The 24484-nt window shown below is 67.6% G+C and carries 30 protein-coding genes; 1 reads left to right on the top strand and 29 read right to left on the bottom strand.

The window, feature by feature from the left end; translation table 11 throughout:
* Positions 1 to 113: 113 nt before the first annotated feature.
* The 12 genes from METRZ18153_RS0107585 to flgB all read right to left on the bottom strand — a co-directional run bounded on the left by METRZ18153_RS0107585 (position 114) and on the right by flgB (position 10143).
* The gene (locus tag METRZ18153_RS0107585; protein WP_232415989.1) at positions 114 to 992 is read right to left on the bottom strand and encodes a hypothetical protein; all 879 of its coding nucleotides are present in this window, start codon (positions 990 to 992) and stop codon (positions 114 to 116) included.
* Between the two features lie 182 nt (positions 993 to 1174).
* Entirely contained in the window at positions 1175 to 2086 is a 912-nt protein-coding gene (flgL, locus tag METRZ18153_RS0107580) for a flagellar hook-associated protein FlgL (protein ID WP_020164156.1), read from the bottom strand.
* Between the two features lie 10 nt (positions 2087 to 2096).
* Positions 2097 to 3476 carry a flagellar hook-associated protein FlgK gene (gene flgK, locus METRZ18153_RS0107575; RefSeq protein ID WP_020164155.1) on the bottom strand — a complete coding sequence of 460 codons (1380 nt, stop codon included), beginning with the start codon at positions 3474 to 3476 and terminating at the stop codon, positions 2097 to 2099.
* Positions 3473 to 3895, bottom strand: a complete 423-nt coding sequence (locus METRZ18153_RS0107570) for a rod-binding protein (protein WP_020164154.1) — start codon at positions 3893 to 3895, stop codon at positions 3473 to 3475. The genes flgK and METRZ18153_RS0107570 overlap by 4 nt, the downstream gene beginning before the upstream one ends.
* A gap of 2 nt (positions 3896 to 3897) precedes the next feature.
* Positions 3898 to 5049 (bottom strand): flagellar basal body P-ring protein FlgI, encoded by a 1152-nt coding sequence (locus tag METRZ18153_RS0107565; RefSeq protein WP_020164153.1) that lies wholly within the window; start codon positions 5047 to 5049, stop codon positions 3898 to 3900.
* A 10-nt stretch (positions 5050 to 5059) separates the two neighbouring features.
* Positions 5060 to 5725, bottom strand: a complete 666-nt coding sequence (gene flgH, locus METRZ18153_RS0107560; RefSeq protein WP_020164152.1) for a flagellar basal body L-ring protein FlgH — start codon at positions 5723 to 5725, stop codon at positions 5060 to 5062.
* A complete protein-coding gene (gene flgG, locus METRZ18153_RS0107555) occupies positions 5725 to 6501 on the bottom strand; it encodes a flagellar basal-body rod protein FlgG (protein ID WP_019918811.1) in 777 nt (258 codons plus the stop codon). The genes flgH and flgG overlap by 1 nt, the downstream gene beginning before the upstream one ends.
* A 46-nt stretch (positions 6502 to 6547) precedes the next feature.
* On the bottom strand, positions 6548 to 7273 hold the full coding sequence (locus METRZ18153_RS0107550) for a flagellar basal body rod protein FlgF (RefSeq protein ID WP_020164151.1): 726 nt from the start codon (positions 7271 to 7273) through the stop codon (positions 6548 to 6550).
* A 133-nt stretch (positions 7274 to 7406) separates the two neighbouring features.
* On the bottom strand, positions 7407 to 8594 hold the full coding sequence (locus METRZ18153_RS0107545) for a flagellar hook protein FlgE (protein WP_020164150.1): 1188 nt from the start codon (positions 8592 to 8594) through the stop codon (positions 7407 to 7409).
* Between the two features lie 17 nt (positions 8595 to 8611).
* Positions 8612 to 9280 (bottom strand): flagellar hook capping FlgD N-terminal domain-containing protein, encoded by a 669-nt coding sequence (locus METRZ18153_RS0107540; protein WP_020164149.1) that lies wholly within the window; start codon positions 9278 to 9280, stop codon positions 8612 to 8614.
* 3 nt (positions 9281 to 9283) lie between these two features.
* On the bottom strand, positions 9284 to 9709 hold the full coding sequence (gene flgC, locus METRZ18153_RS0107535; RefSeq protein ID WP_020164148.1) for a flagellar basal body rod protein FlgC: 426 nt from the start codon (positions 9707 to 9709) through the stop codon (positions 9284 to 9286).
* Positions 9710 to 9711: 2 nt separating this feature from the next.
* Complete coding sequence (gene flgB / locus METRZ18153_RS0107530; protein WP_020164147.1) at positions 9712 to 10143, bottom strand: flagellar basal body rod protein FlgB; 432 nt, start codon at positions 10141 to 10143, stop codon at positions 9712 to 9714.
* Positions 10144 to 10278: 135 nt separating this feature from the next.
* On the opposite strand from flgB, the gene flgA reads away from it, so the two are divergent.
* Positions 10279 to 11013, top strand: a complete 735-nt coding sequence (flgA, locus tag METRZ18153_RS0107525; protein WP_020164146.1) for a flagellar basal body P-ring formation chaperone FlgA — start codon at positions 10279 to 10281, stop codon at positions 11011 to 11013.
* On the opposite strand, the gene flgJ is transcribed toward flgA, so the two are convergent.
* From flgJ to METRZ18153_RS0107440, 17 genes are all read right to left on the bottom strand, one after another.
* Complete coding sequence (gene flgJ, locus METRZ18153_RS0107520; RefSeq protein ID WP_020164145.1) at positions 11007 to 11726, bottom strand: flagellar assembly peptidoglycan hydrolase FlgJ; 720 nt, start codon at positions 11724 to 11726, stop codon at positions 11007 to 11009. The genes flgA and flgJ overlap by 7 nt on opposite strands.
* Positions 11713 to 12132: a flagellar export chaperone FlgN gene (gene flgN, locus METRZ18153_RS0107515; protein ID WP_020164144.1), complete on the bottom strand. Its 420-nt coding sequence runs from the start codon at positions 12130 to 12132 to the stop codon at positions 11713 to 11715. The genes flgJ and flgN overlap by 14 nt, the downstream gene beginning before the upstream one ends.
* Positions 12129 to 12404, bottom strand: a complete 276-nt coding sequence (gene flgM / locus METRZ18153_RS0107510; RefSeq protein WP_020164143.1) for a flagellar biosynthesis anti-sigma factor FlgM — start codon at positions 12402 to 12404, stop codon at positions 12129 to 12131. The genes flgN and flgM overlap by 4 nt, the downstream gene beginning before the upstream one ends.
* A 50-nt stretch (positions 12405 to 12454) precedes the next feature.
* Complete coding sequence (locus tag METRZ18153_RS0107505; protein ID WP_232415988.1) at positions 12455 to 13441, bottom strand: flagellar motor protein MotB; 987 nt, start codon at positions 13439 to 13441, stop codon at positions 12455 to 12457.
* Complete coding sequence (gene motA / locus METRZ18153_RS0107500) at positions 13428 to 14345, bottom strand: flagellar motor stator protein MotA (RefSeq protein ID WP_019918822.1); 918 nt, start codon at positions 14343 to 14345, stop codon at positions 13428 to 13430. Before motA ends, METRZ18153_RS0107505 begins: the two co-directional genes overlap by 14 nt.
* A gap of 30 nt (positions 14346 to 14375) precedes the next feature.
* Complete coding sequence (locus METRZ18153_RS0107495; RefSeq protein ID WP_029143615.1) at positions 14376 to 15089, bottom strand: FliA/WhiG family RNA polymerase sigma factor; 714 nt, start codon at positions 15087 to 15089, stop codon at positions 14376 to 14378.
* A gap of 1 nt (position 15090) precedes the next feature.
* The gene (locus METRZ18153_RS0107490) at positions 15091 to 15540 is read right to left on the bottom strand and encodes a flagellar basal body-associated FliL family protein (protein WP_020164140.1); all 450 of its coding nucleotides are present in this window, start codon (positions 15538 to 15540) and stop codon (positions 15091 to 15093) included.
* Positions 15541 to 15544: 4 nt separating this feature from the next.
* Positions 15545 to 16591, bottom strand: a complete 1047-nt coding sequence (locus METRZ18153_RS0107485; RefSeq protein WP_020164139.1) for a flagellar hook-length control protein FliK — start codon at positions 16589 to 16591, stop codon at positions 15545 to 15547.
* Entirely contained in the window at positions 16588 to 16899 is a 312-nt protein-coding gene (locus METRZ18153_RS0107480) for a hypothetical protein (protein WP_020164138.1), read from the bottom strand. Before METRZ18153_RS0107480 ends, METRZ18153_RS0107485 begins: the two co-directional genes overlap by 4 nt.
* On the bottom strand, positions 16892 to 17278 hold the full coding sequence (gene fliS / locus METRZ18153_RS0107475; RefSeq protein WP_020164137.1) for a flagellar export chaperone FliS: 387 nt from the start codon (positions 17276 to 17278) through the stop codon (positions 16892 to 16894). The genes METRZ18153_RS0107480 and fliS overlap by 8 nt, the downstream gene beginning before the upstream one ends.
* Before the next feature lie 38 nt (positions 17279 to 17316).
* Positions 17317 to 18690 (bottom strand): flagellar filament capping protein FliD, encoded by a 1374-nt coding sequence (gene fliD, locus METRZ18153_RS0107470; protein ID WP_020164136.1) that lies wholly within the window; start codon positions 18688 to 18690, stop codon positions 17317 to 17319.
* A gap of 88 nt (positions 18691 to 18778) precedes the next feature.
* Positions 18779 to 19210, bottom strand: a complete 432-nt coding sequence (locus METRZ18153_RS0107465; RefSeq protein WP_020164135.1) for a hypothetical protein — start codon at positions 19208 to 19210, stop codon at positions 18779 to 18781.
* A complete protein-coding gene (gene fliI / locus METRZ18153_RS0107460; protein ID WP_020164134.1) occupies positions 19207 to 20517 on the bottom strand; it encodes a flagellar protein export ATPase FliI in 1311 nt (436 codons plus the stop codon). The genes METRZ18153_RS0107465 and fliI overlap by 4 nt, the downstream gene beginning before the upstream one ends.
* Positions 20514 to 21227, bottom strand: coding sequence for a flagellar assembly protein FliH (gene fliH, locus METRZ18153_RS0107455; RefSeq protein WP_020164133.1), 714 nt, complete (start codon positions 21225 to 21227; stop codon positions 20514 to 20516). Before fliH ends, fliI begins: the two co-directional genes overlap by 4 nt.
* On the bottom strand, positions 21224 to 22261 hold the full coding sequence (locus METRZ18153_RS0107450) for a flagellar motor switch protein FliG (protein WP_020164132.1): 1038 nt from the start codon (positions 22259 to 22261) through the stop codon (positions 21224 to 21226). Before METRZ18153_RS0107450 ends, fliH begins: the two co-directional genes overlap by 4 nt.
* Positions 22233 to 23954 carry a flagellar basal-body MS-ring/collar protein FliF gene (fliF, locus tag METRZ18153_RS0107445; protein WP_020164131.1) on the bottom strand — a complete coding sequence of 574 codons (1722 nt, stop codon included), beginning with the start codon at positions 23952 to 23954 and terminating at the stop codon, positions 22233 to 22235. Before fliF ends, METRZ18153_RS0107450 begins: the two co-directional genes overlap by 29 nt.
* A gap of 21 nt (positions 23955 to 23975) precedes the next feature.
* The gene (locus METRZ18153_RS0107440; RefSeq protein ID WP_020164130.1) at positions 23976 to 24320 is read right to left on the bottom strand and encodes a flagellar hook-basal body complex protein FliE; all 345 of its coding nucleotides are present in this window, start codon (positions 24318 to 24320) and stop codon (positions 23976 to 23978) included.
* Positions 24321 to 24484: the final 164 nt, after the last annotated feature.

The raw sequence follows: 24484 nt of genomic DNA, 5'->3' as shown, positions 1-24484 counted from the left end.
CCGGGAAAGTGTAATGAAATTGCCCAGATTTACACCAGTACAGTTTGTCGACAATCGTTTCCGAACCCATCAGTTCCGGAATTATTACCTAGCCATCAGTCGCCAACGATGTTCTACCTGGCGGCAAGAAGGGCTTGCACGCGCTCCCGCCGGATACCCGCGAGGGCGCCGGAGAACTCGTTCAGGGCGCGATAGCTGCGCGATTCGCCGAGCGCGGCAAAGGCGTCTGCAAACCCCGCCGCGCGCTCGGCAGCGTTCTGCGCGAGGACGGCATCGGCACTTTGAGCGGCGCCGAGCAGCACCTCATCGACCCGCCGGCGCGCCAGCGTGAAGGCGTCCAGCGCGCGAGTTGCCTGGGCCAGCGTCGCGCGCATCGCGTCGGCGTCATCGACCGACCAGCGCGCGGGATCGATACCGTCGGGCTGTGCTTCCGCCTGCACACGGCTGAACTGGCCGGTCGGCCAGCGGATGCCGCCGCCGCGCAACATGAGCGTGTCACGAACGGCGGGCCAGGCCTGCTCGGCCACGCTGAAGACGAGCCTGCCCTGGTCGTCGGCGGTCGCGCGCACTCCGGTCGACGCCAGCGCCTGATCGAAGCGACGCACGATGTCGACATCGGCAAGACCCGCTTCGAGTGCGACCGATGGTGTGCGCCGACCGGCTCCCGCCAGCGAGAAGCTCAGGTTCTCGCTGTCGCCCTTGCGCAGCGAAGCCAGATCCAGTCCGCGTACGGTGAACTGACGCAGCGGCGGATTGACCGCATCGAAAGTCAGTGCCGGGTCCAGGCTGCCTGCCGTCTGCGTCGGACGCGACTGCCACAGCGCCGCGAACTGATCGACCCGGCGCTTTAGCACGACATCGCCTTCACCGGCTGCAATCTGCTGGCCGAGCAGGCTGCGCACCGACTTCAGCTGGCCGATGCCGCGATCGAGATAGTCGGCCGCGATCTGCGCCTTGCCGACCTGCTCATTGAAGCGCGGACTCCATGTCATCAACCCGAGCGACGCGGACGGCGACCGGTTGTCACTGCGCGTCCGTGACGCCTCGCGCGATGCAGACGCAGCGGACGCTGGCGCCGCGCCACCGGCGGCTTGCGCCGCTTCCTTGCGGATCGCGTCGACCGGACGCGCGGACGAAAGGTGAGGACCGATCTGCATTCAGTGCGTGCGGAAGATCAGATCGTGTCGAAAAGCGACAGCGCGCTGACCTTGGCGTAGGCCTTCTGCGTCGCCTGCACCGCCGTGGTGTAGCCATTGAGCTTGACCGCCGCGTCGCCGTAATCGAGCTGACCGAGCGTGATCATCGCCTGCTTGTTCGACAGGCTCACGTTGGCGTGATTGGTTTCCAGCGTTTCCAGCGTCGTCTGCGCGCCGCCCAGTCGAGCGATCTTCGCGCTCACCGCGTCCAGCCCGGTATCGAGTCCGTTCAGCGTCGCAACCAGCACCGTGCGCACCGCCGGATCGTTGGCCGTCGCACCCGGCGTCTGCAGCGCGTCGATCGCCAGATCGAGCCGGTTCAGCACATCGGCCATCTCCTGCAGATGCACGTTCGCGTCCTGCGTGACACCGTTGCCGACCACCACGCGCTGCGGATCGGTGTTGCCGGCAAAGCTGTAGCGCGCGCCCACGGCCGCGGCACCGTTGAAGGCCATGGGCGCTGTGGCGGTTGCCGTGCCTGAAAACAGGTAGCGCCCTTCCTGGTCGATGCTGTTGGCCGAGTACATCAGGCTGTCGCGCAGCGCGACCAGCGACGTGCTCATCGCCTGCAGGTCCTGCGTGGTATTGCTGCCGTCGGCCGCCCATACCATCAGGTCGCGTGCCTGCATGACATCGCGGCTCATGCCGTCCAGCAGTTCCTCGTTCTGCCCCAGCCGGCTGCGCAGCGCGCCGATGTTCTCCAGGTACTGGTCGAGCGCCGCCTCCTCGCGCGTCAGCCGGGCGATGCGCACGCTGGCGATCGGGTCGTCCGACGGTTTCTGCACGCGCAGGCCGTTCGACATCTGCTGCAGGATGCCTTCCAGCCGGGAATTCGCGTCCTGCAGCGCCGTGTTCATCGTCGCGTGAAACTGTGTGCTTGCCACCCGCATGTCCGCCTCCTCAGCCCATCATCGCCAGCGTGCTGTCGAACAGCTCGTTGGCGACGGTGATCACTTTCATATTGGCCTGATACATCTGCTGGAACTGGATCAGGTTCACCGCCTCTTCGTCGTTGCTCACACCACTGGTGGACTTCCAGCTCTCTTCGGCCTGGTTGCGCACCGTGGTCGCCGTGGTCAGCGAAGCCTGGTTCTGCTGGCTGTCCATGCCCAGCTTGCCGATCAGCTGCGTATTGGCGTCGCCGACCCGTACCGTGCCGAGCGAGGTCACGGTGATGGGCTGGTTGCGCAACGCGATCATGGCCAGCAGGTTGTCACTGTTGCCGGGCTTGGTCGGGTCGGACGAGAAGCCCAGATCCTGTGGCAGCACGCCGGCCGCGACCGACAGCATCGAGGTGGAGCTCGACGCGTCATAGACGAACAGCGGGCCGCCCGCGGCTCCGCCCAAGGTGTAGCCGGCGCCGAGCTGGGTGTTCATCAGTGTGGCGATTTCCGAGGCGATGTCGCCGATCGACTGGCGCAGCGGAATCAGCGTGCCGTATTCGAAATCGGCCAGACCGCCGAGCTGCCCGCCCAGACCTTCGTCGCGCACGGCAAACACTTCGCTGGCGAACTTCAGCGTCAGCGCCTGGGTGCCGGCCGGTGTGTCCTGCACTTCGAGACGCGACGCCGTGGTGCCCACCACCAGCGGCTGTCCGCTCTTCAGCGACACGTTGCGCGAGCCGTCCGGATGATTCACGACCTGGATGGACACCATGCCGGCCAGCCCGTCTATCGCCTGGTCACGCGCGTCCATCAGGCCGGAAGCATTGACGCCGGCCGCCTCGGCGAGCGAGATGCGCTTGTTCAGGTCGGCGATCAGCGCGGTGCTCGAATTGATCTGCGACACCAGCGTCGTGCGCTGCTGCGCGATCGAGGCGCGCTGGTTGGCGAGCACCGTGGTCAGGTTGTTGAAGCGCTGGGCCAGCGCATCCGCCGCGGTGATCACCTGGGCGCGCAGCGGCACCGAGCTCGGCTCCACGCTGGCCGCATTCAGTGCGCTGAAGAAGGCGTCCAGACCGTTGTTGATGCCGGACGCGTCGTCCCCCATCACCTGTTCGAGCTGGTCGAGATAGGGCTGCCGGGTCGAGCGGTTCGACAGCTCCGACGCCGCCTGCCACATCTGCAGGTTCTTGTAGTCGTCACTGAACCGCTGCAGCGACGACACCGCCACGCCGCTGCCGGCGGACAGCGCACCGCTCTGCATCGGCTGCACCGACGCCAGCACCGCGGCCTGCCGGGTGTAGCCGGGCGTCATCACGTTGGCGATGTTCTGGCCGGTGGCGCTGAGTGCGGCCTGCGCCGCCAGGGTTCCGGTCAATGCGTTGTTGATCAGGCTCATGGTTTGTCCCGGGTCGTTGCGTGGCCGGGAGCGCTTTCCGCCTGCTCCCGTGTATTGGAGGCGACCATGGGCGCGCCCGCATTAAATGCGACCGGCGCCGGCTGCGGCAGCAACTGGCGCAGCAGCATGTCGGCAATGCCGAAAGCGCGCTGCGATGCCATCGCGTCGGCGACCAGACCGTCGGCGAGGTCCAGCATGTCCTCGTTCACGCGGTCCTTGAAAATGCTGTCCTCGCCCGCCATCTCGCGCGTGCTGCGGCGCATCTGACGCAGGGTTTCGCTGATGAAGAAGCTCTCGAACCGGATGGCCGCCTCGGTCGCCTTCTTCAACAGGGCGGGGTCGACCTGCGGTGCGACCGGCGCGGGCTGCGTATCGGTCCCGACGGGCGCTGCGGACGATGCGATGTCGTGGATATTCATGCTCAGATCACGATCAGTTCGCCATCGATTGCACCGGCCTGATCAAGCGCCTGCAGGATGGCCATGATGTCGTCCGGCGTGGCCCCTATGCTGTTCACGGTGTCGATGATGGTCTGCAGCTTGGCACCGGCCGGCCAGTTGAACATGCGGCCGTCGCCCTGCTCCACCTCGACCTTGGAACGCGGCGTGACCGCCGTCTCGCCGCGGCTCAGCGGTGCCGGCTGGCTCACGTTGGAGCTCTCGGAAATGATCACCTTCAGCGAACCGTGCGACACCGCGGCCGGACGCACGGTCACGCCCTCGGCGATGACCACGGTGCCGGTGCGCGAGTTGAACACCACGCGCGGCGTCGTCTCGCCGACCACGACGGGCAGCGCTTCGAGCTGGGCGACGAAGGCCACCCGCTGTGTCGGATCGGCCGGCGCCACCACTTCGATGGCGGTGGCGTCACGCGTCGACGCCACGTCGCCGAAACGGCCGTTGATCGCACCGACGATATTGGTCGCCGTCTGGAAATGCGGGCGCTTCAGGCTCAGCAGCACGGTCGGTCGCACGTCGAAATCGGTCATGATTTCCCGTTCCACCGTCGCCCCATTCGGAATGCGTCCGGAGGTCGGCGTATTGACGGTCACGCTGGATCCGCTGCGGCCGCTCGCGCTGAGACCGCCGACCACCAGGTTGCCCTGGGCCAGCGCATAGATTTCGCCGTCGGCCGCGCGCAACTGGGTCAGCAGCAGCGTGCCGCCACGCAGGCTCTTCGAGTCGCCGAGCGAGGACACCGTGACGTCGATGCTCTGCCCCTTGCGGTAGCCCGGCGGGAACACCGCGCTGACCATGACGGTCGCCACGTTCTTGCTGCGGCTCTGCGTGCCCTCCGGCAGCTTCAGGCCGAACTGCTTGAGCATGTTGGACACCGACTGTCCGGCCGACTTGACCTGCGTACTGTCGCCGGTGCCGTGCAGGCCGACGACCAGACCGAAGCCGATCAGCTGGTTCTCGCGCACGCCTTCGACACTGACCAGATTGCGCAGCGGCTGGGTTGCGGGCGCAGCGGGTACTGCCGCAGCACGGGCATTCGTCGCGGCCTTCGGTGCAGCGAATGCAGCGCCGGCCACGAGGCAGCACAGGATGGCAAGCGTCCGGCGGAACATCATCGTTTCATCCTCAGAAGGGCATCAGCGCGCCGACAAAGAAGCGCAGCAGCCAGCCCGGGCTGTTGGCGTCCGCCAGCACGCCTTCGCCGGAATAGGAAATGCGGGCATTGGCCACGCGCTGCGAGGACACGGTGTTGTCCGAACTGATGTCGGACGCACGCACATAGCCCTGCAGGCGCACGGTCTCGTCGCCCTGGTTCAGGTACAGCGTTTTCTCGCCGCTGACGCGCAGCAGGCCGTTGGGCAGCACCTCGTGCACGATGACGGTGATCGAGCCCTGCAGCCGGTTCTGCTGTGAACTGGTCGAGTTGCCCTTGAAGTCGGTCTGCGCATCGACGCTGACGTCGGTCTTGAAGCGCTTGCCGGCAATCACCGTCGGCTGCATCGCAACGCCGCTTTCCTTGCCGAAGGTGGTGCCGGCCGCCTTGCTCGCCTGTGTCGTTTCCTGCAGCACCACGGTGACCACGTCGCCGGTGCGGAAGGCGCGGCTGTCCGAGGTGAGCGACCAGGCCGAGGCGGGCTGGAACACGCCGCCCGCAGCACCGGCCACCGGCGGCTGCACCGGCGGCGGCAGCCGGTCGGCCTCGGCCAGCGGCGGCGCCTTGTGTTCCAGGTTCGCGCAGGCCGCCAGGCACAGCGACGCGAGCAGCGCGAGGACGCGGGCCGGGTGGCGCATCAGCGCACGGCCTGGGCGAGGTACTGCATCATGTTGTCGGCCGCCGACAGCACCTTGGTATTCATTTCATAGGTGCGCTGGGCGGCGATCATGTCCACCATTTCCTCGACCACCTGCACGTTCGAACCTTCGAGCGCGCCCTGCTTGAGCTTGCCCAGGCCTTCTTCGCCCGGGTTGCCTTCGGTCGGCACGCCGCTGGCCGCGGTCTCCTGGTAGAGGTTGTCGCCCATCGCCAGCAGGCCGGCCGGATTGACGAAGCTCACCAGCGTGAGCTGGCCGACTTCCTGCGGCGCGGCCTGACCCGGCACCGTGACCGACACCATGCCGTTCTCGCCTATCGTGATCGCGGTCGCGTTCTGCGGAATGTTGATCTCGGGAATGATGGGCAGGCCCTGCGCGGTCACCAGCAGGCCTTCGGCGTTCTTCTGCAGCTGGCCGGCACGGGTGTAGGCGATGTCGCCGTTCGGGCGCTGCACCTGCAGGAAGCCGATGCCGGAGATGGCGACGTCGAGCGACTGGCCGGTGGTCTGCAGGTTGCCGGTGGTAAACACCTTCTGCGTGGCGACCAGACGGGTGCCGGTGCCGAGCTGCACGCCGCCCGGGCTCACCGTGTTGTCGTCGCGCTGCGCGCCCGGTTCGCGTTCGATCTGATAGAACAGGTCCTCGAACAGCACGCGGTCGCGCTTGAAGCCCACCGTGTTCACGTTGGCCAGGTTGTTGGCGATGGCCTGCAGCTTCGCGTCCTGCGCCTGCACGCCGGTCTTGCTGATCCACATTGCGGGATTCATGTCGTTTCTCCTGTGTCGGCAGTGCTGCCGGTCGTCATTCGCGGATCAGGCGGTTGCCCGTTTCGGCCATCGAGTCGGCGGCCTTATACAGCTTCATCTGCAGTTCGAATTCGCGGTTCAGCGTCATCGTCGCCACCATTTCCTCGACGGCGGACACGTTGCTGCCTTCGAGAAAGCCGGCGCGCACACGCACCGTCGGGTCGGCCGGCAGCTCGTCCTGACCACGGCTCACCAGCAGGCCGGCTTCGTTCTTCACCATCGATGCGGGATCCGGACGCACCAGCTTCAGGCGTTCCAGCGGCTGCATCAGCAGCTGGCCGGGCGGACGGATGGAAATCGTGCCGTCCTCGCCGATCGCCAGCTGTGAATACGGCGGCAGCACGATGGGTCCACCCTCGCCCATCACCGCGCGGCCGTTCACCGTCAGCGTGCCTTCGGCATCGACGGTGAGCGCACCGGCCCGGGTATAGGCCTCGCCGTCGCCCCACTGCACGGCGAGATAGCCGTCGCCGGAAATGGCGACGTCGAGCTCGCGGTCCGTCTGCTTCAGCGTGCCCTGGCGGTTTGACACCGAGTCCGCGCGCAGCCGGCCGAGGTGGCGCGCGTCGTAGCCGTAACCCTGCACCGCCTCGCTGACCGACATTTCGAGATCGGCGCGAAAGCCCGGCGTATCCGCGTTGGCGAGGTTGTTGGCACGCACCTGCTGCGCGTGCAGCGCCCGCTCGGCGCCGCTCATCGCGGTATAGATCAGCGCATCCATCTCAGTCTCTCCACTGCGGGTTGCGCAATCCAAGGCGCATGCACAAGGCACCGCGCCGTCCGCCGGGCCGCCCCAAGGACGAGCGCAGCCCCTGCGGGGTGCAGCGAACGAAGTGAGCGTGCGGGCCTCTCATTTACAGGGCCTGCATCAGCGACTGCATCATTTCGGTCTGCGTCGAGATCACCTTGCTGTTGGCCTGGTAATTGCGCTGCGCCGACATCAGGCTCACCAGTTCCGACGTCATATCGACGTTCGACTGCTCCAGCGCGCCGCCGGTCAGCGAGCCGGCCATGCCGGTGCCCGGCGTGAAATAGAGCGGATCGCCGGACAGCGACGAACTGGTCCAGCTGGTGTCGCTGACCGGGGTCAGCGAAGCCTCGTCCGGGAACACCGCCAGCGCGATGCGGCCGACCGGTTCCTTCACGTTGTTGCTGTACTGCGCGATGACCGAACCGTCCTCGGCAATCTGCACGCCTATCATCGTGCCGGACGCGTAGCCGTTGGCCGCATTGACCCGCACCGTGGCGTCGCCGCCGAACTGCGTGGTGCCGGTGTAGTCGATGTCCACGCTCAGCGCGGCCGCGCCCGCCGGCGTGCCGAGCGCCAGCGCGACCGGTGCGGCCGGCGTGACCAGTGCGCCGCTGGTATTGAAGTCCATCACCGTCGTCGTCGGCAGCGCCGCGCCGTCGAAGGTGTAGTGGGCGGTGATCTGGTTGGTGCCGGTCTTGACGAAGTACTGGCCGACGCTGTGCTTGCCGCCGAGCGAGTCATACACGACGGCGACCTGGGAGCTGTTGAAGGTGAGCGGATTGGCCGGATCGAAAGGCGCGGCCGTCGGTGCAGCCCAGTCGGCCGACATGTTGCCGACGTACTGCAGCGTGTCGCTCGGCTTGGCCGGCACCTGGCCGGCGGGCACCTTGAGGTCGCCCATGGCGCCCAGCGTGCTGCTGCCGGACTGCATTTCATAACCCTGCAGCCGGCGGCCGAAGGTGTCGACGACGTAGCCGTCCTTGTCGGTCGAGAAGATGCCGACACGGCTGAACAGCGAGGCGCCGGCGGTATCGCGCGTCACGAAGAAGCCGCGGCCCTGGATCGCCGCATCGAGTCCGCGACCGGTAGTGAGCACGCCGCCGCCGATGTCTATGCTCTGCGTCAGCGAAGCCACCTCGACGCCGGTCGGCTGGGTGCCGGCATACATCGCCGCGAAGTTGGCGCGGCTGGACTTGAAGCCATAAGTGCCGGTGTTGGCGATGTTGTTGCTGATGGTTTCGAGCTGGGTGTTGATCGCATTGATGCCGGACAGCGCGATTTCATAACTCATGGACCGTATCCTCTCTCTCAGTTGACCGACGTGGCCGGACGGCCGTTGAAACGTGTGATGTAGGCCGGCGACACCTCGCCCAGGCCGGCGACGTTGAGCGCCACATTGCCGCTGCCGGCCATGCGCACGCTGAGCAGCCGGCCGGCGATCTCGGTGGCCGGCGTCTCGCCGGTTTCGGTCTCGACACGCAGCGTATGCGCGCCGGCCGGCAGGCCGAGCGCGGCGGGATCGAGTTCGAACGGCACTTCGCCGGCCGCGCGGGTGCCGAGTTCGATGCGGCGCTCGACGCCGTCAGGGCCGCTCAGCACGAGTGTCGTGCGTGCGCTCGACGACGCCAGCGTGAACGCGCCGCTGACCGGCTCGCTGCCGACCTCGACGGTGTCCGTATTCACCATGATTTCCGAACCGACCTGGGCGCCGAGCGCCAGCACCTGCAGGCTGGACAGCACCGACGCATTGGCGCCAGTCTGCTGGGCCAGCGCCTGCAGCGACTCGACCTGACTCAGCTGCGTGAGCTGATTGACGAAGTCGCTCGGGTCGGTCGGCTCCAGCGGGTTCTGGTTGCGGATCTGCGCCACCAGCAGTCTGGTGAACAGTTCGGTCGGCGAGCCCTGTTCGCCGTTCGCCGCCTGCACCGCGTCGGACGCGCTGCCCTGGCTGCCGCCTACTACCTGACTGGTCTGCATGCCTCACCCTTCTCCAAGTTTCAGAAGGGCCTGCTGCATCGACTTGACGCGACCGAGCACCTCCACATTGGTTTCAAAGGCGCGCGACGCCGACATCATGTCGGTCATCTCGGCCACCGAATTCACATTGGTGTAGAAAACCATGCCGTCCTCGTCGGCCAGCGGGTTGTCCGGCTCGTACACCGAACGCAGCGGCTCGGTGCTCTCGACCACGTCGAGCACCTGCACGCGGCCGGCCACCGCCGGCGCACCGTCGATGTCCTCGCCGCCGAGCAGCGTGGCGAACACCGGCTTGCGCGCGCGATAGGCCGCCTCTTCCGATCCGGACGCCGAATGCGCGTTGGCGAGGTTGCTGGAAATGGTGTTGAGCCGCACGGTCTGGGCGGCCATGGCCGAGCCGGCGATCTGGGTGATGTCGCGGAATGACATGGCTATTGTCCGGCGATGGCTTTCGCCAGCCCCTTGAGTTTCATGTTGGCGAAGGTGAGGCTGATCTGGAAATCGGAGGTGCTCTGCGAGAAGGCGGCCTGCTCGACGCCGAGCTCCACCGTGTTGCCGTCCTGCGCCGCGTGGTAGGGCACGCGATAGAGCGTTTCGCCGCCTTCGCTGTCGAGCGACAGGCCGCCGGCCTCACCCGCCATCGCCTGCCGCAGGCTGGACGAGAAATCGACGTCGCGCGCCTGATAGCCCGGCGTGTTCTGGTTGGCGATGTTCTCGGCGATCACCCGCGTGCGCTCGGCACGCAGTTGCAGGGCCTGGCCGTGCACACCGAGCGCCTTCCCGAAATCGATACCCATGTCGGCTCCTGTCTGGATGGGCGACAGACCGAACGCGCTCGCGACGATGCGAAAGCATGCGTTCATTCTGTCGGCCTGAATTAAGCGTATGCGTATAGTTCAGGGACACCATCGACAATCCGCCGGCGAACTTGAGGCCGCCGATGCGGATATTTCTCACGTTCGCATTGCTGCTATCGTCACCGGCCTCAGGAGATTCCGATGCACCGAAAGAGCCATTCCTTCAGCATGAACAACGTCACCGGCCTGCTCGCTGTGCTGCTCTGTCTGCCTGCCGCCGCGCAGGCGGACACGACGGTACAGATCGTCCGCCAGGTGGATGCTGCGGCCCGCCAGCAGCTTGAACAGCAGGCCGAACGCATGGGCCTGGTCGACCCGCGCATCACACTCACCGTGCAGCCGCCGAGCAGACCTCTGCCGCCCTGCGCAGGACGCATCGAGATCGAGGCGCAGGAGATGAAATCACCGTCTCACCTGCGCTACACCGTGCGCTGCACCGACGACGGCGGATGGACGCGCAAGATGCAGGCGCGCGCGCGCATCGTCGCCGACGTCGTGGTCGCGGCCACCGACATTGCCGCCGGACATCCGATCGGCGACGCCGACATCGAAGTCGACGCCCGCGACGTGACCGCGGTCGCCGATTTCTTCGCCGATCCGGCCGACGTGATCGGCATGACCGGACGCCGCCCGCTGAAGGCCGGCGACCTGCTGCGCAAGCGTCTGCTGGCCACCGCAGTGCTGGTGAAACGTGGCGACGAGGTGCACATCGTCGCGCGCAACCAGGGCATCGAGGTGCAGGTATCCGGCGAGACGCTCGACTCAGGTGGCATGGGCGATCTGGTCCGCGTGCGCAATCTGTCCTCCGGGACCGTGCTGCGTGCGCGGGTGACCGGCGCCGGCGAGGTCGAACCGGTCAGCCGCACCGCTCAGTAACCCTGCGCGCGGATCTGCCCGGCCACGCGCACCAGCTTGCTGGCGTAGTCCGGGTCGGTCGCGTAACCGCCCTGCACCAGACCGGCGGCGAATGCCTGCACGTCCGCGCCAGCGTTCAGGGCGCCGGCGTAGCGCGGGTTGTCGAGCAGCAGTCGCGCGTAGTCGCGGAACGCCGAGGCGCCATCGACATAGCTGCGGAAGGCGGCGCTGACCTGCGCGGCAGCGCCATCCAGGTATTCCGTCGTGCGTGCCTCCACCGTTGCGCCGCGCCACGCGCCACCGGCCTTGATGCCGAACAGGTTGTGACTGTCGCTGCCGTCGGCCGCGCGCAGCGGCCTGCGCCCCCAGCCGGATTCGAGTGCCGCATGTGCAATGACGGCGTCGGTACTCACGCCCAGCTGGCGCGCCGCTTCGCTCGCCCAGGGACGGATGCCGGCGACGAAGTCGCGTCGTCCGGGCTCGTCGGCGCCCGACGCATTGACGCCGTCAACGCCGCGCGTCGCGTTGCGCAGCAGCTGCGCTTCCGGACTGAGCGCTGCGGTGCTGCCGACGAGGTCAGCGCCAGCAGTCGATCCCTGCCGGATGAAGCGGCCGACTTCGGCCGACACTTCACCGAACAGCGGAGCGAACTGCCCGCCGGCGCCGGTCGCTGCCGCCGGACGGGTCGGTTCGACATTGGGCATCAGCGCCCGCGCCGGTTCAGGCCGGAGCATAGGTCTGGTCCTCGCCGTGCAGCACACGCTGCATGATTTCGTACTGGTCGGTCATCAGCAGGCAGTTGCGTGCATTGAGCCGCTTGCATTCGGCGACCAGCGCCTCCAGCCGGGTCCACATCGCCCGACAGCGTTCGCGGCTGTCGTCCGGCAATTCGTCGAACACGCTGTCCATGCGGCCACTGACGCCGTACAGGCTGTTCACCACGCGGGCGCGCAGCAGACGTCGCCCGTCGAGCACCTGCACCGCCTCGGTGATGCGTGCCGCCAGCGCGCGCAACACCGTCGCGTCGTGGCGAAGCGCCGCGTGAAACTGGCTGTCGAGCAACAGGCGCAGTGCACCGTAATCCGCCACGTCGCTGAGCACGTCGCGCAGCAGGCGGGCGATGGCCTCGCCGCGCTTCATCCCTTGCTGCCGTGAAAGCGTTCGATCAGACCGGCCAGCTTGTCGGCGTCGAAGGGCACCTCGCCGCGCGCCAGCGCCTCGCGCAGCGCATCGACGCGCGCCTGATCGATCTCCGGCAGTGCGCGCATCGCCTCCATCGCCGGCTGCAGCGTCGACGACTGCAACTTCGCAGGCGAAGCCGGTGCGACGGCCTGCGGCGCCTCCACCGGGCCGTTACCGCTGACCGCACCCGGCGCGCTGACGCCGGCTGCACCACTGCTTGTGATTCTCATCTGATGTCCTCTCGATCGTGTTCGCATGCAAGCTCACCTGTCCACGCGATTCAGCGGCCGGTGCCGGCCGGCGGCGCCACCAGCTGCGTTCGCAGCTGCTCCAGCGCATCCCGGTCCGGCATCGCTGCGTGCGCGCCTTCGGCGAAAGGCAGCCGCTCGTTCGGCAAACCATACATCGCCGCCACCAGCTCAGCCTGCCTGCTGGTCAGTATCAACAGTTCGATGCGCCGGTTCACGCCGGCCGTCGCATCTTCGGTATTCAGCGGCGCCCGGTCCGCCATGCCGACCACCTGCAGCACGCTGCCGGTCGGCATGCCGCCGGCCAGCAGCTGCGAGCGGGCGGTCAGCGCGCGATTGCTCGACAGCGTCCAGTTCGAGAACGCCGCGTGATCACGATTCGCATACTGCACCGAATCGGTGTGACCAACGATGAGCATCTGGTTCTCCATCTGCGCGAACAGCGGCCCCAGCGAACGCAGCAGCTTGCGGAAGCGCTCGGTGGCGAAGGAGCTGCCGCGGTCGAACATGCCCTGCTGGTCGGTGTCGTGCAGCATCACGCGCAGGCCATAAGGCGTAACCACCGACTGCAGATTGCCTTCGAGACCGGCGTCCGCGCTCATCTTCTTCATCACGCGGGCCAGCGCCTCCATATCGGCGGCGGATTCGTAACGCACGCGCGCCGTGCGCGGGCCGTCCGCCGGCGCGGTCTCGCCACGCGCGGCACTTTCGCCGGGCGCCGACATGCCTTCGCGCGGCGGCATCGGCTCGCGCTCGATCAGGCTGCCGCGCGGACCGCCGAGCGACTGCGCCATCAGGCCGCTGCCTTCGTCGATGCGGCTGCTGTCGGACGCGCGCAGCACCTGCTCCAGCGATTCCTGTTCGCGCGAGGCGAGCAGCCACAACACCAGAAAGAGGCAGAGCAACGCCAGGCAGAAGTCGGCGAAAGCCACCTTCCACGAACCGCCGTGCGACTCCTCGTGTCCCTTTCCGGACACGCGCTTGACGACGGTTGCGCCATGCGCGTCAGGCTTCGACACGTTTGTCTCCGGCGCGGCGGCGCGGCGTGGCATCCGGATCGCCGGCGCCCTGCATCGCGTTGATCCAGCTTTCGAGTCGGGCGAAGCTCGGCTTGATGTTCAGCTGCACCAGGCGACGACCGGCGTCGATCGCCAGCAGCGGTGGCTTGCCGGATACATGGGTGACCAGCACCACCTTCACCGACTCCAGGGCCTGAAGCTCCTCGCCCACCAGCTGCTTCATCATGTTGCTGATCGGATCGAGCACGCCGTAGCAGAAGAAGATGCCGATGAAGGTGCCGACCATGGCCGAGCCGACGCGCACCGCGATCTCGCCGGTGCCTGCACCGTCGGCCACGACGTTCATCGTCATCACGATGCCCAGCACCGCGGCCAGGATGCCGAAGCCCGGCATCGCCTCGCCGATCTTGCCGAGCGAACGCGCCGGCTGCGACATTTCTTCGTGGATGGCCTCGATTTCCTGTTCGAGCACGCCTTCGAGCTCGTGCGCGTTGATCTTGCCCATCGCCATCAGCCGGAAGTTGTCGACGATGAAGTGCAGCAGCTTCGGCTCTTCGAGTATCAGCGGATAGCGGCGGAACATTTCGCTCTCCTGCGGCGCCTCGACGTGGGCGTCCAGCGCCTTCAGGCCGCCGGCCGCGGTCTGCAGCAGTTCGTACATCAGCAGCAGCAGCTGGCGCTGGAATTCCTCGCCCTGCTTGCGCCGCAGCATCACCTTGCGCAGCTGCAGCCACATCTCCTTCAGCACGTGTCCTGGGTTGCCGAGCACGATGGCGCCGGCCGCGGCGCCGACGATGATGATCAGTTCGATCGGTTCCCAGATCACTGCGAGCTTCCCGCCATGCAGCATGAAGCCGCCGAACACGCTGATCAGGATGATGGCGACGCCTACGATGGACTGCATGATTCGTTTCCTCTTCGTTCGCCCCGGCGGTCAGCCGAGGAAGGCCTTCATTTTCCTGAGCGCGCCCTTGTTGATCTGGCAGATGCGCGCTTCGGTCAGGTCCAGCACCGCCGCGATCTCGCGGTAGCTGAGTTCGAATTCGTAATAGAGCTGGATCACGCGCTGTTCGCGCTCGTCCAGCTGCGTCAGGGCCTGCGCAAGACTGCGCCGGGTCATCAGCTGTTCTTCCGGCGACTGGCCTGCAGCCGCCATCTCGTGCATTTCGCCAACCAGTTCGTCGAAGCTGGCGATGGTTTCGGCGTTCTCGGCCAGCAGGTGGGCCTGGAAGGCGTCGGCCTCGATGCCGAGCGCAGCGCATGCCTCGGCTTCGGTCGGTTCGCGGCCAAGCTGACGGGTCAGTGCGCGCACCGCGTCACGGGTGCGATGACTGTCCTGGCGTACTGTGCGCGGCCGCCAGTCCTGCCGTCGCAGTTCGTCGAGGATGGCGCCGCGCACGCGCAGCGCCGCGTAGCCACCGAAACCGGGATCGGGTGTGCCGTAGCGGCGCAACGATTCGAGCAGCCCGAGCAGGCCGATCTGCTCCATGTCCTCACGGTCCATCGCTCCGGAGACCTGGGACAGCAGCTGGCGGACGATGCGCTTGACCAGCGGTGCGTACTCCACCAGCCAGCGCTGTTCCTCGGCGGCGTCCAGCGTACGCGCCGCCGTGCTGCTCACCTCGGCGTAGTCCGAATGCATATCCATGTCATTCGACGATCAGCTTGCCGACCATCGCCTCGACGAAGGGCTTGCTGCGATGCGCCTTGTCGTAATCCTCGGCGAAGGCGCGATTGACCTCGGCCGCCAGCTCGTCGATCGTCATCGCGCTCACCTGCTGCGCGGTCATCGACGCCAGCGCGCGCACCGCGATGCTGCGCAGCAGAGGCAGATGTTCCTTGGTGTCCTTCTCCTTCTCGATCGCCGTGGTGAACACCAGGTCCATCGACATGTAGCGCGTCACGTTCTCCTCCGGCGCGCGTCGCAGCATGACGACCACCTTGTCGAGACTGACGTACTTCTGCGGCACGGCCTCCTTCGGCACGGCCGCCTGCGCTTCGGCGCCGCCGGTGTCCCTCATGCCGAACCACCAGACCGCACCGCCACCGGCCGCCGCAAGAACGACGCCGGCCACCGCGAAAATGATCGCCTTCTTCATCGCTTCAGCTCTCCTGGCCCGACAGCGCGAAGCGTGCCTGGCGTGCGCCGGTCTGTGCCTCGGCCAGCGCCTCACCCGGCGTCTCGTCGTCCCTGCCCTGCTGTTGTTGTCCGGAGCGCGAACGGCCATCGGCGTCGCGGCCGTTGGCATCGCGACCGGATTCGGCGACGACCACGGTGACGTCGCCCTGCGCGTGCCGCTGGCCAAGATCGGCGCGCAGGCTGTCGCCGATGGCGTGCAGCTGGCGCAGCACCTCGCCGTTGCTGGCGCTCAGATGCACTTGCAGCGCACCGCCCGCGTCCTGCTGCACGACGATTTCGATACGGCCGAGCGTCGGCGGGTCGAGACGGATCACCGCCCGCTCGCCTTGCTGTACGGTCTGCAGTTGCAGACGCTCGCCCAGCGCATCGGTCAGCGGCTGCTGCCAGCTCTGCGGCGAAGCCGGGACGAGCTTCAGTACGGTTTCGGTCGCGGCCGGCGCAGCCTGCGGGGCAAGCGGCGGAGTACCCGGTGCCGGCAGCGACGCAGGCTGGGCTGCCTCGACGACATCGGCGCCCGGACCATCCGTCGGCAGCGCCGGCGGCACAGTGGCGGCACCGCCGGCAGCCGCCACCGGCGCGAGCGCACGGCCCGCCGCGGCGGCCGGAGCGGTCTGCTGCGGCTGCGACGGAGACGGAAGCGGCAAGGTCAGTGCAGAGGCCGGCAATGCCGGGGCTTCGCCGGACTGGACTTCGTCTGCGCCCTCCTCGCGCTCGGCGACGCCACCGCTTGCGTGCAGCGCGGCCGGCAGCGGCGACTGCGACGCAAGGCGGGCATCGAAGGCAGTGCTGTCCGCGGCCGGCGTATCGGCGTCCGTCCGCTGCGTCGATGCTTCGCCGACGACGACATCCGGCGACGCCAGACCGAGCGCGCGGAACAGATCCACGAAGGCCTGCGGTGCAACCGTGGCCGAGGCTGGCAGAAGGCCGGCCGACGGTGCCGGCAGCGCCGATGCCGACGGCGGCAGCGCAGCCGGCGCTGCACTGCCCAGGGTGAGGATGTTTTGCGTCATGAGTGGCTACCGGAAAGTTCGAGGTCGTATGCGTAGGCCATCCAGCCGTCACGTCCGGCGCCCAGTTCGGACAGCCGCTCGGCGATGCGTTCGCTCGCTTCGACGCAGCGCGCAAGCGCGCCGTCGTGTGCCTTGCGCAACGCAAGCAGCGCGTCGCGATCGGCCGCGGACAGGTCACGTCGGGCGGCGACGCCCTGCAGCACGGCGGCCAGTTCACGGTCGGCGGCAGCCAGCGTGGACCAGTCGTCGCCGAGCGCGGCCACTTCGAGCCGACGGGCGATGCGGGCGAAGGTGTGGCGGTCAGTCATATGCGTCCGCCAGTCCGACCCAGCCGCGGCGCAAGGTGCCGAGCAGGCCGCTCACCTCGTCCAGCGGTGCGGTATCGAGCTTGATGCCGCCTTCGCTCAGACGCCACGCGCAGTAGTCGTACAGCCAATCCAGATTGGCCACGACGTCGCCGCCGCTGTCCGGGTCGAGCGAACTGGCCAGACCGTTCAGCATGTCGACGCAGCGGTCGAGGCTGAGCGCCTTCTGTTCGTAGCGCCCCGCTTCGATGTGGGCGCGCGCGCGCGCGATCTCCTCGAGCAGGCCGTCCATCAGGATCAGCACGAGCTGCACCGGGGTCGCGCGCGCCGTCTGCGCATTCAGATTGACGGCGTGGTAGCTCTGGTAGGCGTCGTAGTTCAAGGCATGGATTTCCGGTTTCGTTGGCGGACAGGCAGTCCTCAGCTGGCCGACGAGCTCGCGAACAGCGCGTCGAACATGCTGGTGGTCTGCCCCATCTGCGACTGCAGCGACTGCAGTTGCGTGAATTGCACGAGGTAACGCTGGTAGGCGTTGTCGTATTGCAGGTTGATACGGGTCTGGCGCGTGGCGAGCGCCTTCTGCTGGCTCTGCACGGTGTCCTTGCGGCGCTGTATCTGGCCGCCGGCCGAGTCGAGCCAGACGTCCATGTAGCTGGCGAAGCTGCCGAGCAGGCCGCTGCCCGAGCTCGTGCTGGCGCTGCCGAACAGGCTGTCGATGGCGTCCGGATTGGCGGCGATCGCCTTGTCAAGCTTGGTCGCATCGAGCGACAGCCTGCCGCTGCGGTCGGCACTGACACCGAAATCCATCAGGCGCAGGCCGCCGATGTCCTGACGGACGATGCTGTCGAGGCGGTTGCGCAGGGACCGTATGCCGGCGTCGGAAGCGAAGGCCGCGGCGGCCACGCCGCTCTCGGCGTCGCCGGTGCTGGTCAGTTCGTCCAGCCCCTTCTTCAGGTTGTTGAAGGCGTCGATGAAGCTCTGCACATTGGCGGCGGTGCCGCTGCTGTCGCCCGCCACCTTCAGCGTCAGCGGCGCCTCGCCCGCCGTCATCGCGCGGCTGACGGTCATCGTCACGCCCTGGATGGCGGTGAACGTGTTCGACGCCTGCTGCAGACGCACGCCGGAGCCCTGCGCACCGAGCCACACGACGGCGTCGCGCGCCGCCGTAAGTTCGCTGCCGTTGTCGAGCGCGTCCTTGAACGCGCCGGCCGGCAGGCCGCTGGTGTCCAGCGTGATCTGGCCGTCGGCGCCGGTTTCGGCCGACGACAGCACCAGCTGCGTCTGGCCGCCGGCGGTCATCACCATCGCCGTGACCTTGCCCTGGTTACCGCTGGCCTGGTTGATGGCGCGCGCCATCTCGGTCTGCGACAGCGTGCCGTCGGCGTCCATGTCGGCGCCGGAGAAATCGACGCCTATCGTCGCGCCACCGGCGAGATTGATGCTGAGCATGCCGCTCATCGGCACCGGCACCGCCGGCAGATCGGTGAACACCACCTGATGGGCGCTGGCGACCTGTTCGACGAACAGCGGGTACTCGCCCGCCACCGCGCCCGGCGACGCGCTCGCCGTGCCGACGCCGGTACTGCTCAGCGTGGCCGTGTTCTGCGTGACGCCCTTCTTCGACGACAGCGTGGACAGCGCGCTGTCGAAAGCCTGCAGCGCACTCTGCAGCTTGGTCAGCGCCGACGTCGTCGTCTGCGCCTTCTTGCTCTGCGTGTCGACCTGGGTCTGTGACGCGCTGATGTAGGCGGTCGCAAGCTGCGAAGCGGTGGTGACGGGATCGAAAGTGCTCATGTCTGGCTCCTGTGAACGGTTAGCGGACGCGTCCACCGTTCAAGGCGACCGGAGTGCACAAAAACTGAAATCGATGCGTAACGGGCGCTCACGGCGCACGCCCCCATACCTGGACGGCGATGTCGTCCTGCCGCTTCTGTTCGCTGACGCGCGCACCGTGCGCGACGATGCTGCGCTGGCGCAGCAGCACCTGGTCGAGCACTTCGCAGCGTCGTGAAACCAGCGCCAGTTCGCGCCGCGCGAGGTCGATCTCGATCTCGTGGGCCGCCAGTTCCTGCCGGTGCGTCGCCACCATTTCGGCCACCGACTGCTTGTAGCCGGCGCTGTTCATCGACAGCAGAGGCTGCAGCGAGCCGGTCTGCGGCACGCCGTCGCACAGCGACTGCAGCCGTTCGATGTTGCCGAGGTAGCGCTGGCGCAGCGCCACCTTGCCGGCCATGTCTGCCTGCAGGCGGTCTACCTCGCGCTCGCGCACGTCGACCAGTCGCGCCAGCGCGCGGATGGATGTCTTCGTCGTCATGCCGCCAGCTCCAGCATGCGCGCGACGCACTGCGCCATCGGCGCGGCTTCGGCTACGCCCTGGCGCAGATAGGCCTCGATGTCCGGATAGAGCGACACCGCGTGATCGGTCTGCGGATCGGCACCGGCAACATAGGCACCGAGCGGGATCAGGTCACGTACCTGGGCATGACGCGACGCCATCTCCTTCACCGTGCGCGCGGCATTGAGATGCGCCTTGTCGACCACCAGCGCCATGCAGCGACTGATCGACGCGGCGATGTCGATGGCCGGGTAGTGACCACGTTCGGCCAGTTCGCGCGTCAGTACGATGTGACCGTCGAGGATGGCGCGGGCAGTGTCGACCACCGGGTCCTGCTGGTCGTCGCCCTCGGCCAGTACGGTGTAGATCGCGCTCATGCTGCCTTCCGGGTTCTCGCCATTGCCTGCGCTCTCGACCAGCTGCGGCAGCAGCGAGAACACCGACGGCGGGTAGCCGCGCGTGGCCGGCGGCTCGCCCAGTGCCAGCGCCACTTCGCGCCGTGCCATCGCGTAGCGGGTCAGCGAATCGACCAGCAGTAGCACGTCCTTGCCCTGGTCGCGGAAATGGGCGGCGATGGAATGACACAGTTCGGTCGCCATCAGTCGCATCAGCGGCGATTCGTCGGCCGGCGCGATGACGACGACCGCCTTCTTCAGCCCCTCCTCGCCGAGCGACAGTTCGACGAATTCGCGCACCTCGCGGCCGCGCTCGCCGATCAGGCCGACGACGACGACATCAACCGCTGTCTGGCGGGTGATGGTGCCCAGCAGCACGCTCTTGCCGACGCCGCTGCCCGCCATCAGGCCGACGCGCTGGCCCTTGCCCAGCGTGAGCATGCCGTTGATCGCGCGCACGCCGACGTCGAGCGGCTCGGATACGCGCTTCTTCTTCAGCGGATGCACCCGCGGCGGATGCGGGTCGAGCGGATGTTCGCCACCGAGGCGGCCGAGGCCGTCTATCGGCTCACCGAGACCGTTGACCATGCGCCCCAGCCAGGACGGGCCGATCATCAGATCGAGCTTGTCCTGCACCGGCAGCACGCGGGCGCCGGTGGTCAGGCCGACCGGCTTCTTGAACGGCATCAGGAAGGACAGCTTGTCGCGGAAGCCCACCACCTGGGCATCGAGCCAGCCGCCGTCCATCGTTTCGATCTGGCAACGCTGGCCGGTATAGAGCGGGCAGCCGGCGCTTTCGAGCAGCAGGCCGGAGGCGCCGACCAGGCGGCCAGTGGGCGTCGCCACCGGCACGTCGCCGATTTCGAGGCGGCGCAGCACGTCGGTGATCATGCGGCCTCCGCGGTGTAGGGTACGTCGATCGCCGGCGGCGATGCATCGCCACCGTCGAGCAACTGGGCACGCACCTGCTCGACGCAGGCGGCCAAGCGCTGCGCGCAGCCGGCGTCGGCTTCGTGATCGCCCGCCTTCACCAGGCATTCGCCCAGTTCCAGACGCGGATCGGCGACCAGATGCCAGCGCGCGGCGCGCGGCGCATCGATGTCGGATATGCGCTTCAGGTCTTCCGGATTCAGGTGCACCTCGATGCCCTGCCGGGTCGGCGGCATCGCCGCCAGCGTCTCGTCGACCAGCGACAGCAGCTGCGCCGGCTGCAGCGCCAGTTCGCAGCGGATCACCTGACGGGCAACCCGCGCGACGAGATCGACCACTTCCTTGCGCAGCGCGGTCTGGTAGTCCGCCTGCAGGCCCTGCAGGCGTTCGAGCATGGCGTCGAGCGGACGCGCCAGTTGTTCGAACGAAGCCAGCGTCTGTCGCAGCGCCTCATCGCGCCCGGCCTGCAGGCCCTCCTGGCGTCCGCTCTCGCGGCCTTCGGCCAGGCCGTCGGCGAGGCCGGATTCATGGCCGACGCGGTAGCCCTCGTCCATGCCCTGACGGAATCCGTCGGCCAGCGACTGCTGGTACTGCGCGGCGGACTGCCCGTCCGCGCGGCCGGCGGCGATCTGTGCCAGCGGCGGAAAGCGGTGTGGGCGTACGCCGCTCATTCGACGACGGCCTCGGCGAACAGCTGCACCTCGATTTCGCCGGCGTCGACCAGCGTCTTCACCTGGGCCATGATTTCGCGGCGCGTCTGTTCGATGCGGCTCAGCGGCACCGGGCCGGTGCGGCGCATGGTGTCCTCGAAGCTCTGCGCCTGGCGACGCGGCATGGTCTGCATGATGGCGTCGCGCACTTCGGGCTCGGCGCCCTTGAGCGCGATCGCCCACTGTTCCAGCGGCACGTCCTCGAGCAGGCGCTGCAGCACGGTGTCGGACTGGCGCGACAGGATGTAGAAGTCGTACATGCTCATTTCGATTTCGGACACCACCTTCGGGTCGCGCGCGCGCAGCTGTTCGACCATCTGCTGCTTGTTGCCGGACAGGCGGTTCAGGATTTCCGCCGCCTGGCGCGTGCCCTCGACACTGGCGCTCTGCGAGCCGAGGCTGGCGAGGCAGCGGTTCACCAGCTCCTCCAGCTCGACAAGCAGTTCGTGGTCGATCTCCTTCAGCCGCGCGACGTTCAGCAGCAGCAGGTCGCGTCCGTCCTCGGGCAGTGCGTCGATCACGGCGCCGGCCAGCGCAGGCGGCAGGAAGGCGAGGAACACCGCCTGCATGCGCACGTGCTCGTCGGCGATGAAGTCGGCCAGCCATTTCGGCGACGCCCACTGCAGGCGTGCCATCAGCGGGCGTATGGCGTCGCCGTAGATGCTGTTCAGCACGCTGCTGGCGATCTCGCCGCCCAGTGCCAGATCCAGCGAGCGCTTCAGATAGGAGCGCGAGGCGCCATGCACGCCGCTCTGTTCGCGGTATTCGTCGAAGAAGCGCTGGATCGCGGTGCGCACGCTCTCGACCTTGATGCCGCTCAGACGCGACATGACGCCGGTCACTTCGAGCAGTTCCTCGCGCGACAGACAGCGCAGCACGCCGGCTGCCGGCTCCTCGCCCATGCTCAGCAGCACGATGGCCGCCTGTTCGAGCGGACTCAGATTGCTGCCCGACGGGATGATGGGATTACTCAGCGGGTTGTTCGGATCGGCCATTCTTCTGCACCCATTGCTTGACGACTTCGGCGACCCGCTCCGGCTCCTTGCCGGCCAGGACCTTCAGATGTTCGACCAGCACGTCGACCGGGGAGCCCGGCGGCGGCAGGTCGTAGTTCTCGAGCAGCGACACCACCGGGCTGCCGCCGGCGGCCGATCCACCGTCGAGCGCCAGCGCGGGGGCGGCTGCGGCGACTGGTGCCTGCGTGTCCGGCGTGGCATCGCGCACCGGTATGTCCTCGTCACGCGGAGGCGTCGGGGCGATGCGCTGCTGTGCCGAGCGCACCAGCGGGCGCACGACGAACAGCAGCGCCAGCAGCCCGCCCGCGGCATACAGCAGCCACGACCCCATATCGACGATGTTGTCGCGCTGCGCCCACCAGGCCGGTGCTTCAGGCTGCGCCGGGAAAGTCAGCGACGACACGACCAGCTGGTCGCCGCGCTCGGCGTTGATGCCCAGGCCATTGGCGAGAATGCGTTCGATATTCCTGATCTCGGCCTCGCTCCAGCCCTTCGCCGGATCGGCCGCCGCCGCGTTGTTGAGCACGACGGCGACGTTGAGCTTCTGCAGGCGGCCGCGGCTGCGCTTGATCTGCGTGATGCTGCGGTCGTAGGCGTACTGGCGGGTCGACGCGTTCTTGCGCGCGCCAGCGGCGTCAGGTGCGGGCGCGGCGGCTTGTTCGCCGGCCGCAGCCGGCTGCGCCGGCGCCTGCGCGGCCGGTGCAGCGACCGGACGGTTGCTGAGCGAACCGGGTACGCCGAGCGCGACGCGGTTGCGGTCCTGCTCCTCGCGCGTGGCCTCGCTGGTGACACGCGGCGCCTCGCCGTACTTCTCGTGCGTCTCCTCGACGCGGTCGTTGTCGACCTCGGCGGTCACGCTGACGCGGTAGTTGTGCTCGCCCAGCACCGGCGACAGCAGGTCGCGCACATTGCCGCGCGCCTCGTTCTGGAAGCGGTGTGCCGCCTCGTTGCCGCCGTGCGTCTCGAAGCCGTCGCTCAGATCGACGCGCGCCGACAGGTAGTTGCCGGCCTGATCGACCAGGCTGACGCGCTGCGGGTCCAGCGTCGACACGCTGCCGGCGACCAGATTGATGATGGCGGCGATCTGTTCCGGGCTCAGCGTGCGTCCGGGCTTGAGGCCGAGCACCACCGACGCGGTGCTCTTCTCGCCGTCGGTGGCGACGAAGGAGGTGGAACGTGCGATGGACAGGTGTACACGCACCGAATCGACGGCGTCCAGCGTCAGGATGCTCTGCGCCAGCTCACCTTCCAGGCCGCGCCGGTAACGCACGTCCTGTACGAACTGACTGACGCCGAGCGGATCGTTCTGGTCCATCAGTTCGAGGCCGGCAGGCAGTTGCGCCGCTACGCCCTTGGCCGCGAGCAGCATGCGCACGCGACCAAGCTGGGCGTCCGGCACCAGCACCTGTCCACTTTCCGGATGCAGGCGGTAGGGAATGCCTTCGGCATCGAGTACCGACATCATGTCGGCCGTCGCCACCTTCTGGCGGGCGCCGAACACCGGTTTGTAGCTGGCCTGGTCCTGCCACAGATACATGAGGACGAGCGCGGTGATCGCGACGGCGATCACCATCAGCGGAACCAGACTTTTGAGGAAGGCGGGCGGCAGCGAGGGCATGGCCCCGGAGCCGGCGCGCAGGCGTTGCAGGCCGCCGCGTACGGTTGCGATCACGTGGGCTGTTCCAGGTCAGTGTCAGAGAGGCAGCTTGATGAGGTCCTCGACGGCCCCCACCACCTTGTTGCGCACCTGCATCAGCATCGAGAAGGACAGGCTGGCCTCCTGGCTGGCCAGCATGGCGCCGACCAGGTCGTCGCTCTGGCCGCTGTCGACCGCCTCCATGCGCTGCGACGCCTCGTGCTGCATGGCATCGACACGCTGCACGGCGTCCTGCATCGCACTCGCGAAACCGGCGCCCTCTGCACCGCCGAAGCGGGAAGCCGGCTGGAGCGGCATGGCGGCGCTCGCCGCAATGTTGGTGGCATCGGCCTCGATCAACGCCTTGCTGGCACCGATCGCGCTGGCGAATTCATATCCCATACGTGCATCACCTTTTTGTCTTGCCGGTGGCAGAGGCCGGCAGATTGGTTCTATGTGGCGCAGCTTCGGCTGCTTAACCGTACGTGTATGTATCGACGCTCAGCGACAAAACTTTACGTGTAAATACAAACTTCATATTTACCCTATGTATATGAAAAACATGA

It is taken from the genome of Methyloversatilis discipulorum, assembly GCF_000385375.1.
Lineage (GTDB): Bacteria > Pseudomonadota > Gammaproteobacteria > Burkholderiales > Rhodocyclaceae > Methyloversatilis > Methyloversatilis discipulorum_A.
Note: the sequence above shows the minus strand (reverse complement) of the source record. Positions and strands in the feature narration are given on the sequence as shown.

What these genes read in the sequence shown, in the direction of transcription:
- METRZ18153_RS0107585 (WP_232415989.1), bottom strand. Translation starts at nt 992, where the DNA reads ATGACATGGAGTCCGCGCTTCAATGAGCAGGTCGGCAAGGCGCAGATC.
- flgL (WP_020164156.1), bottom strand. Translation starts at nt 2,086, where the DNA reads ATGCGGGTGGCAAGCACACAGTTTCACGCGACGATGAACACGGCGCTG.
- flgK (WP_020164155.1), bottom strand. Translation starts at nt 3,476, where the DNA reads ATGAGCCTGATCAACAACGCATTGACCGGAACCCTGGCGGCGCAGGCC.
- METRZ18153_RS0107570 (WP_020164154.1), bottom strand. Translation starts at nt 3,895, where the DNA reads ATGAATATCCACGACATCGCATCGTCCGCAGCGCCCGTCGGGACCGAT.
- METRZ18153_RS0107565 (WP_020164153.1), bottom strand. Translation starts at nt 5,049, where the DNA reads ATGATGTTCCGCCGGACGCTTGCCATCCTGTGCTGCCTCGTGGCCGGC.
- flgH (WP_020164152.1), bottom strand. Translation starts at nt 5,725, where the DNA reads ATGCGCCACCCGGCCCGCGTCCTCGCGCTGCTCGCGTCGCTGTGCCTG.
- flgG (WP_019918811.1), bottom strand. Translation starts at nt 6,501, where the DNA reads ATGTGGATCAGCAAGACCGGCGTGCAGGCGCAGGACGCGAAGCTGCAG.
- METRZ18153_RS0107550 (WP_020164151.1), bottom strand. Translation starts at nt 7,273, where the DNA reads ATGGATGCGCTGATCTATACCGCGATGAGCGGCGCCGAGCGGGCGCTG.
- METRZ18153_RS0107545 (WP_020164150.1), bottom strand. Translation starts at nt 8,594, where the DNA reads ATGAGTTATGAAATCGCGCTGTCCGGCATCAATGCGATCAACACCCAG.
- METRZ18153_RS0107540 (WP_020164149.1), bottom strand. Translation starts at nt 9,280, where the DNA reads ATGCAGACCAGTCAGGTAGTAGGCGGCAGCCAGGGCAGCGCGTCCGAC.
- flgC (WP_020164148.1), bottom strand. Translation starts at nt 9,709, where the DNA reads ATGTCATTCCGCGACATCACCCAGATCGCCGGCTCGGCCATGGCCGCC.
- flgB (WP_020164147.1), bottom strand. Translation starts at nt 10,143, where the DNA reads ATGAACGCATGCTTTCGCATCGTCGCGAGCGCGTTCGGTCTGTCGCCC.
- flgA (WP_020164146.1), top strand. Translation starts at nt 10,279, where the DNA reads ATGCACCGAAAGAGCCATTCCTTCAGCATGAACAACGTCACCGGCCTG.
- flgJ (WP_020164145.1), bottom strand. Translation starts at nt 11,726, where the DNA reads ATGCTCCGGCCTGAACCGGCGCGGGCGCTGATGCCCAATGTCGAACCG.
- flgN (WP_020164144.1), bottom strand. Translation starts at nt 12,132, where the DNA reads ATGAAGCGCGGCGAGGCCATCGCCCGCCTGCTGCGCGACGTGCTCAGC.
- flgM (WP_020164143.1), bottom strand. Translation starts at nt 12,404, where the DNA reads ATGAGAATCACAAGCAGTGGTGCAGCCGGCGTCAGCGCGCCGGGTGCG.
- motA (WP_019918822.1), bottom strand. Translation starts at nt 14,345, where the DNA reads ATGCAGTCCATCGTAGGCGTCGCCATCATCCTGATCAGCGTGTTCGGC.
- METRZ18153_RS0107495 (WP_029143615.1), bottom strand. Translation starts at nt 15,089, where the DNA reads ATGGATATGCATTCGGACTACGCCGAGGTGAGCAGCACGGCGGCGCGT.
- METRZ18153_RS0107490 (WP_020164140.1), bottom strand. Translation starts at nt 15,540, where the DNA reads ATGAAGAAGGCGATCATTTTCGCGGTGGCCGGCGTCGTTCTTGCGGCG.
- METRZ18153_RS0107485 (WP_020164139.1), bottom strand. Translation starts at nt 16,591, where the DNA reads ATGACGCAAAACATCCTCACCCTGGGCAGTGCAGCGCCGGCTGCGCTG.
- METRZ18153_RS0107480 (WP_020164138.1), bottom strand. Translation starts at nt 16,899, where the DNA reads ATGACTGACCGCCACACCTTCGCCCGCATCGCCCGTCGGCTCGAAGTG.
- fliD (WP_020164136.1), bottom strand. Translation starts at nt 18,690, where the DNA reads ATGAGCACTTTCGATCCCGTCACCACCGCTTCGCAGCTTGCGACCGCC.
- METRZ18153_RS0107465 (WP_020164135.1), bottom strand. Translation starts at nt 19,210, where the DNA reads ATGACGACGAAGACATCCATCCGCGCGCTGGCGCGACTGGTCGACGTG.
- fliI (WP_020164134.1), bottom strand. Translation starts at nt 20,517, where the DNA reads ATGATCACCGACGTGCTGCGCCGCCTCGAAATCGGCGACGTGCCGGTG.
- fliH (WP_020164133.1), bottom strand. Translation starts at nt 21,227, where the DNA reads ATGAGCGGCGTACGCCCACACCGCTTTCCGCCGCTGGCACAGATCGCC.
- METRZ18153_RS0107450 (WP_020164132.1), bottom strand. Translation starts at nt 22,261, where the DNA reads ATGGCCGATCCGAACAACCCGCTGAGTAATCCCATCATCCCGTCGGGC.
- METRZ18153_RS0107440 (WP_020164130.1), bottom strand. Translation starts at nt 24,320, where the DNA reads ATGGGATATGAATTCGCCAGCGCGATCGGTGCCAGCAAGGCGTTGATC.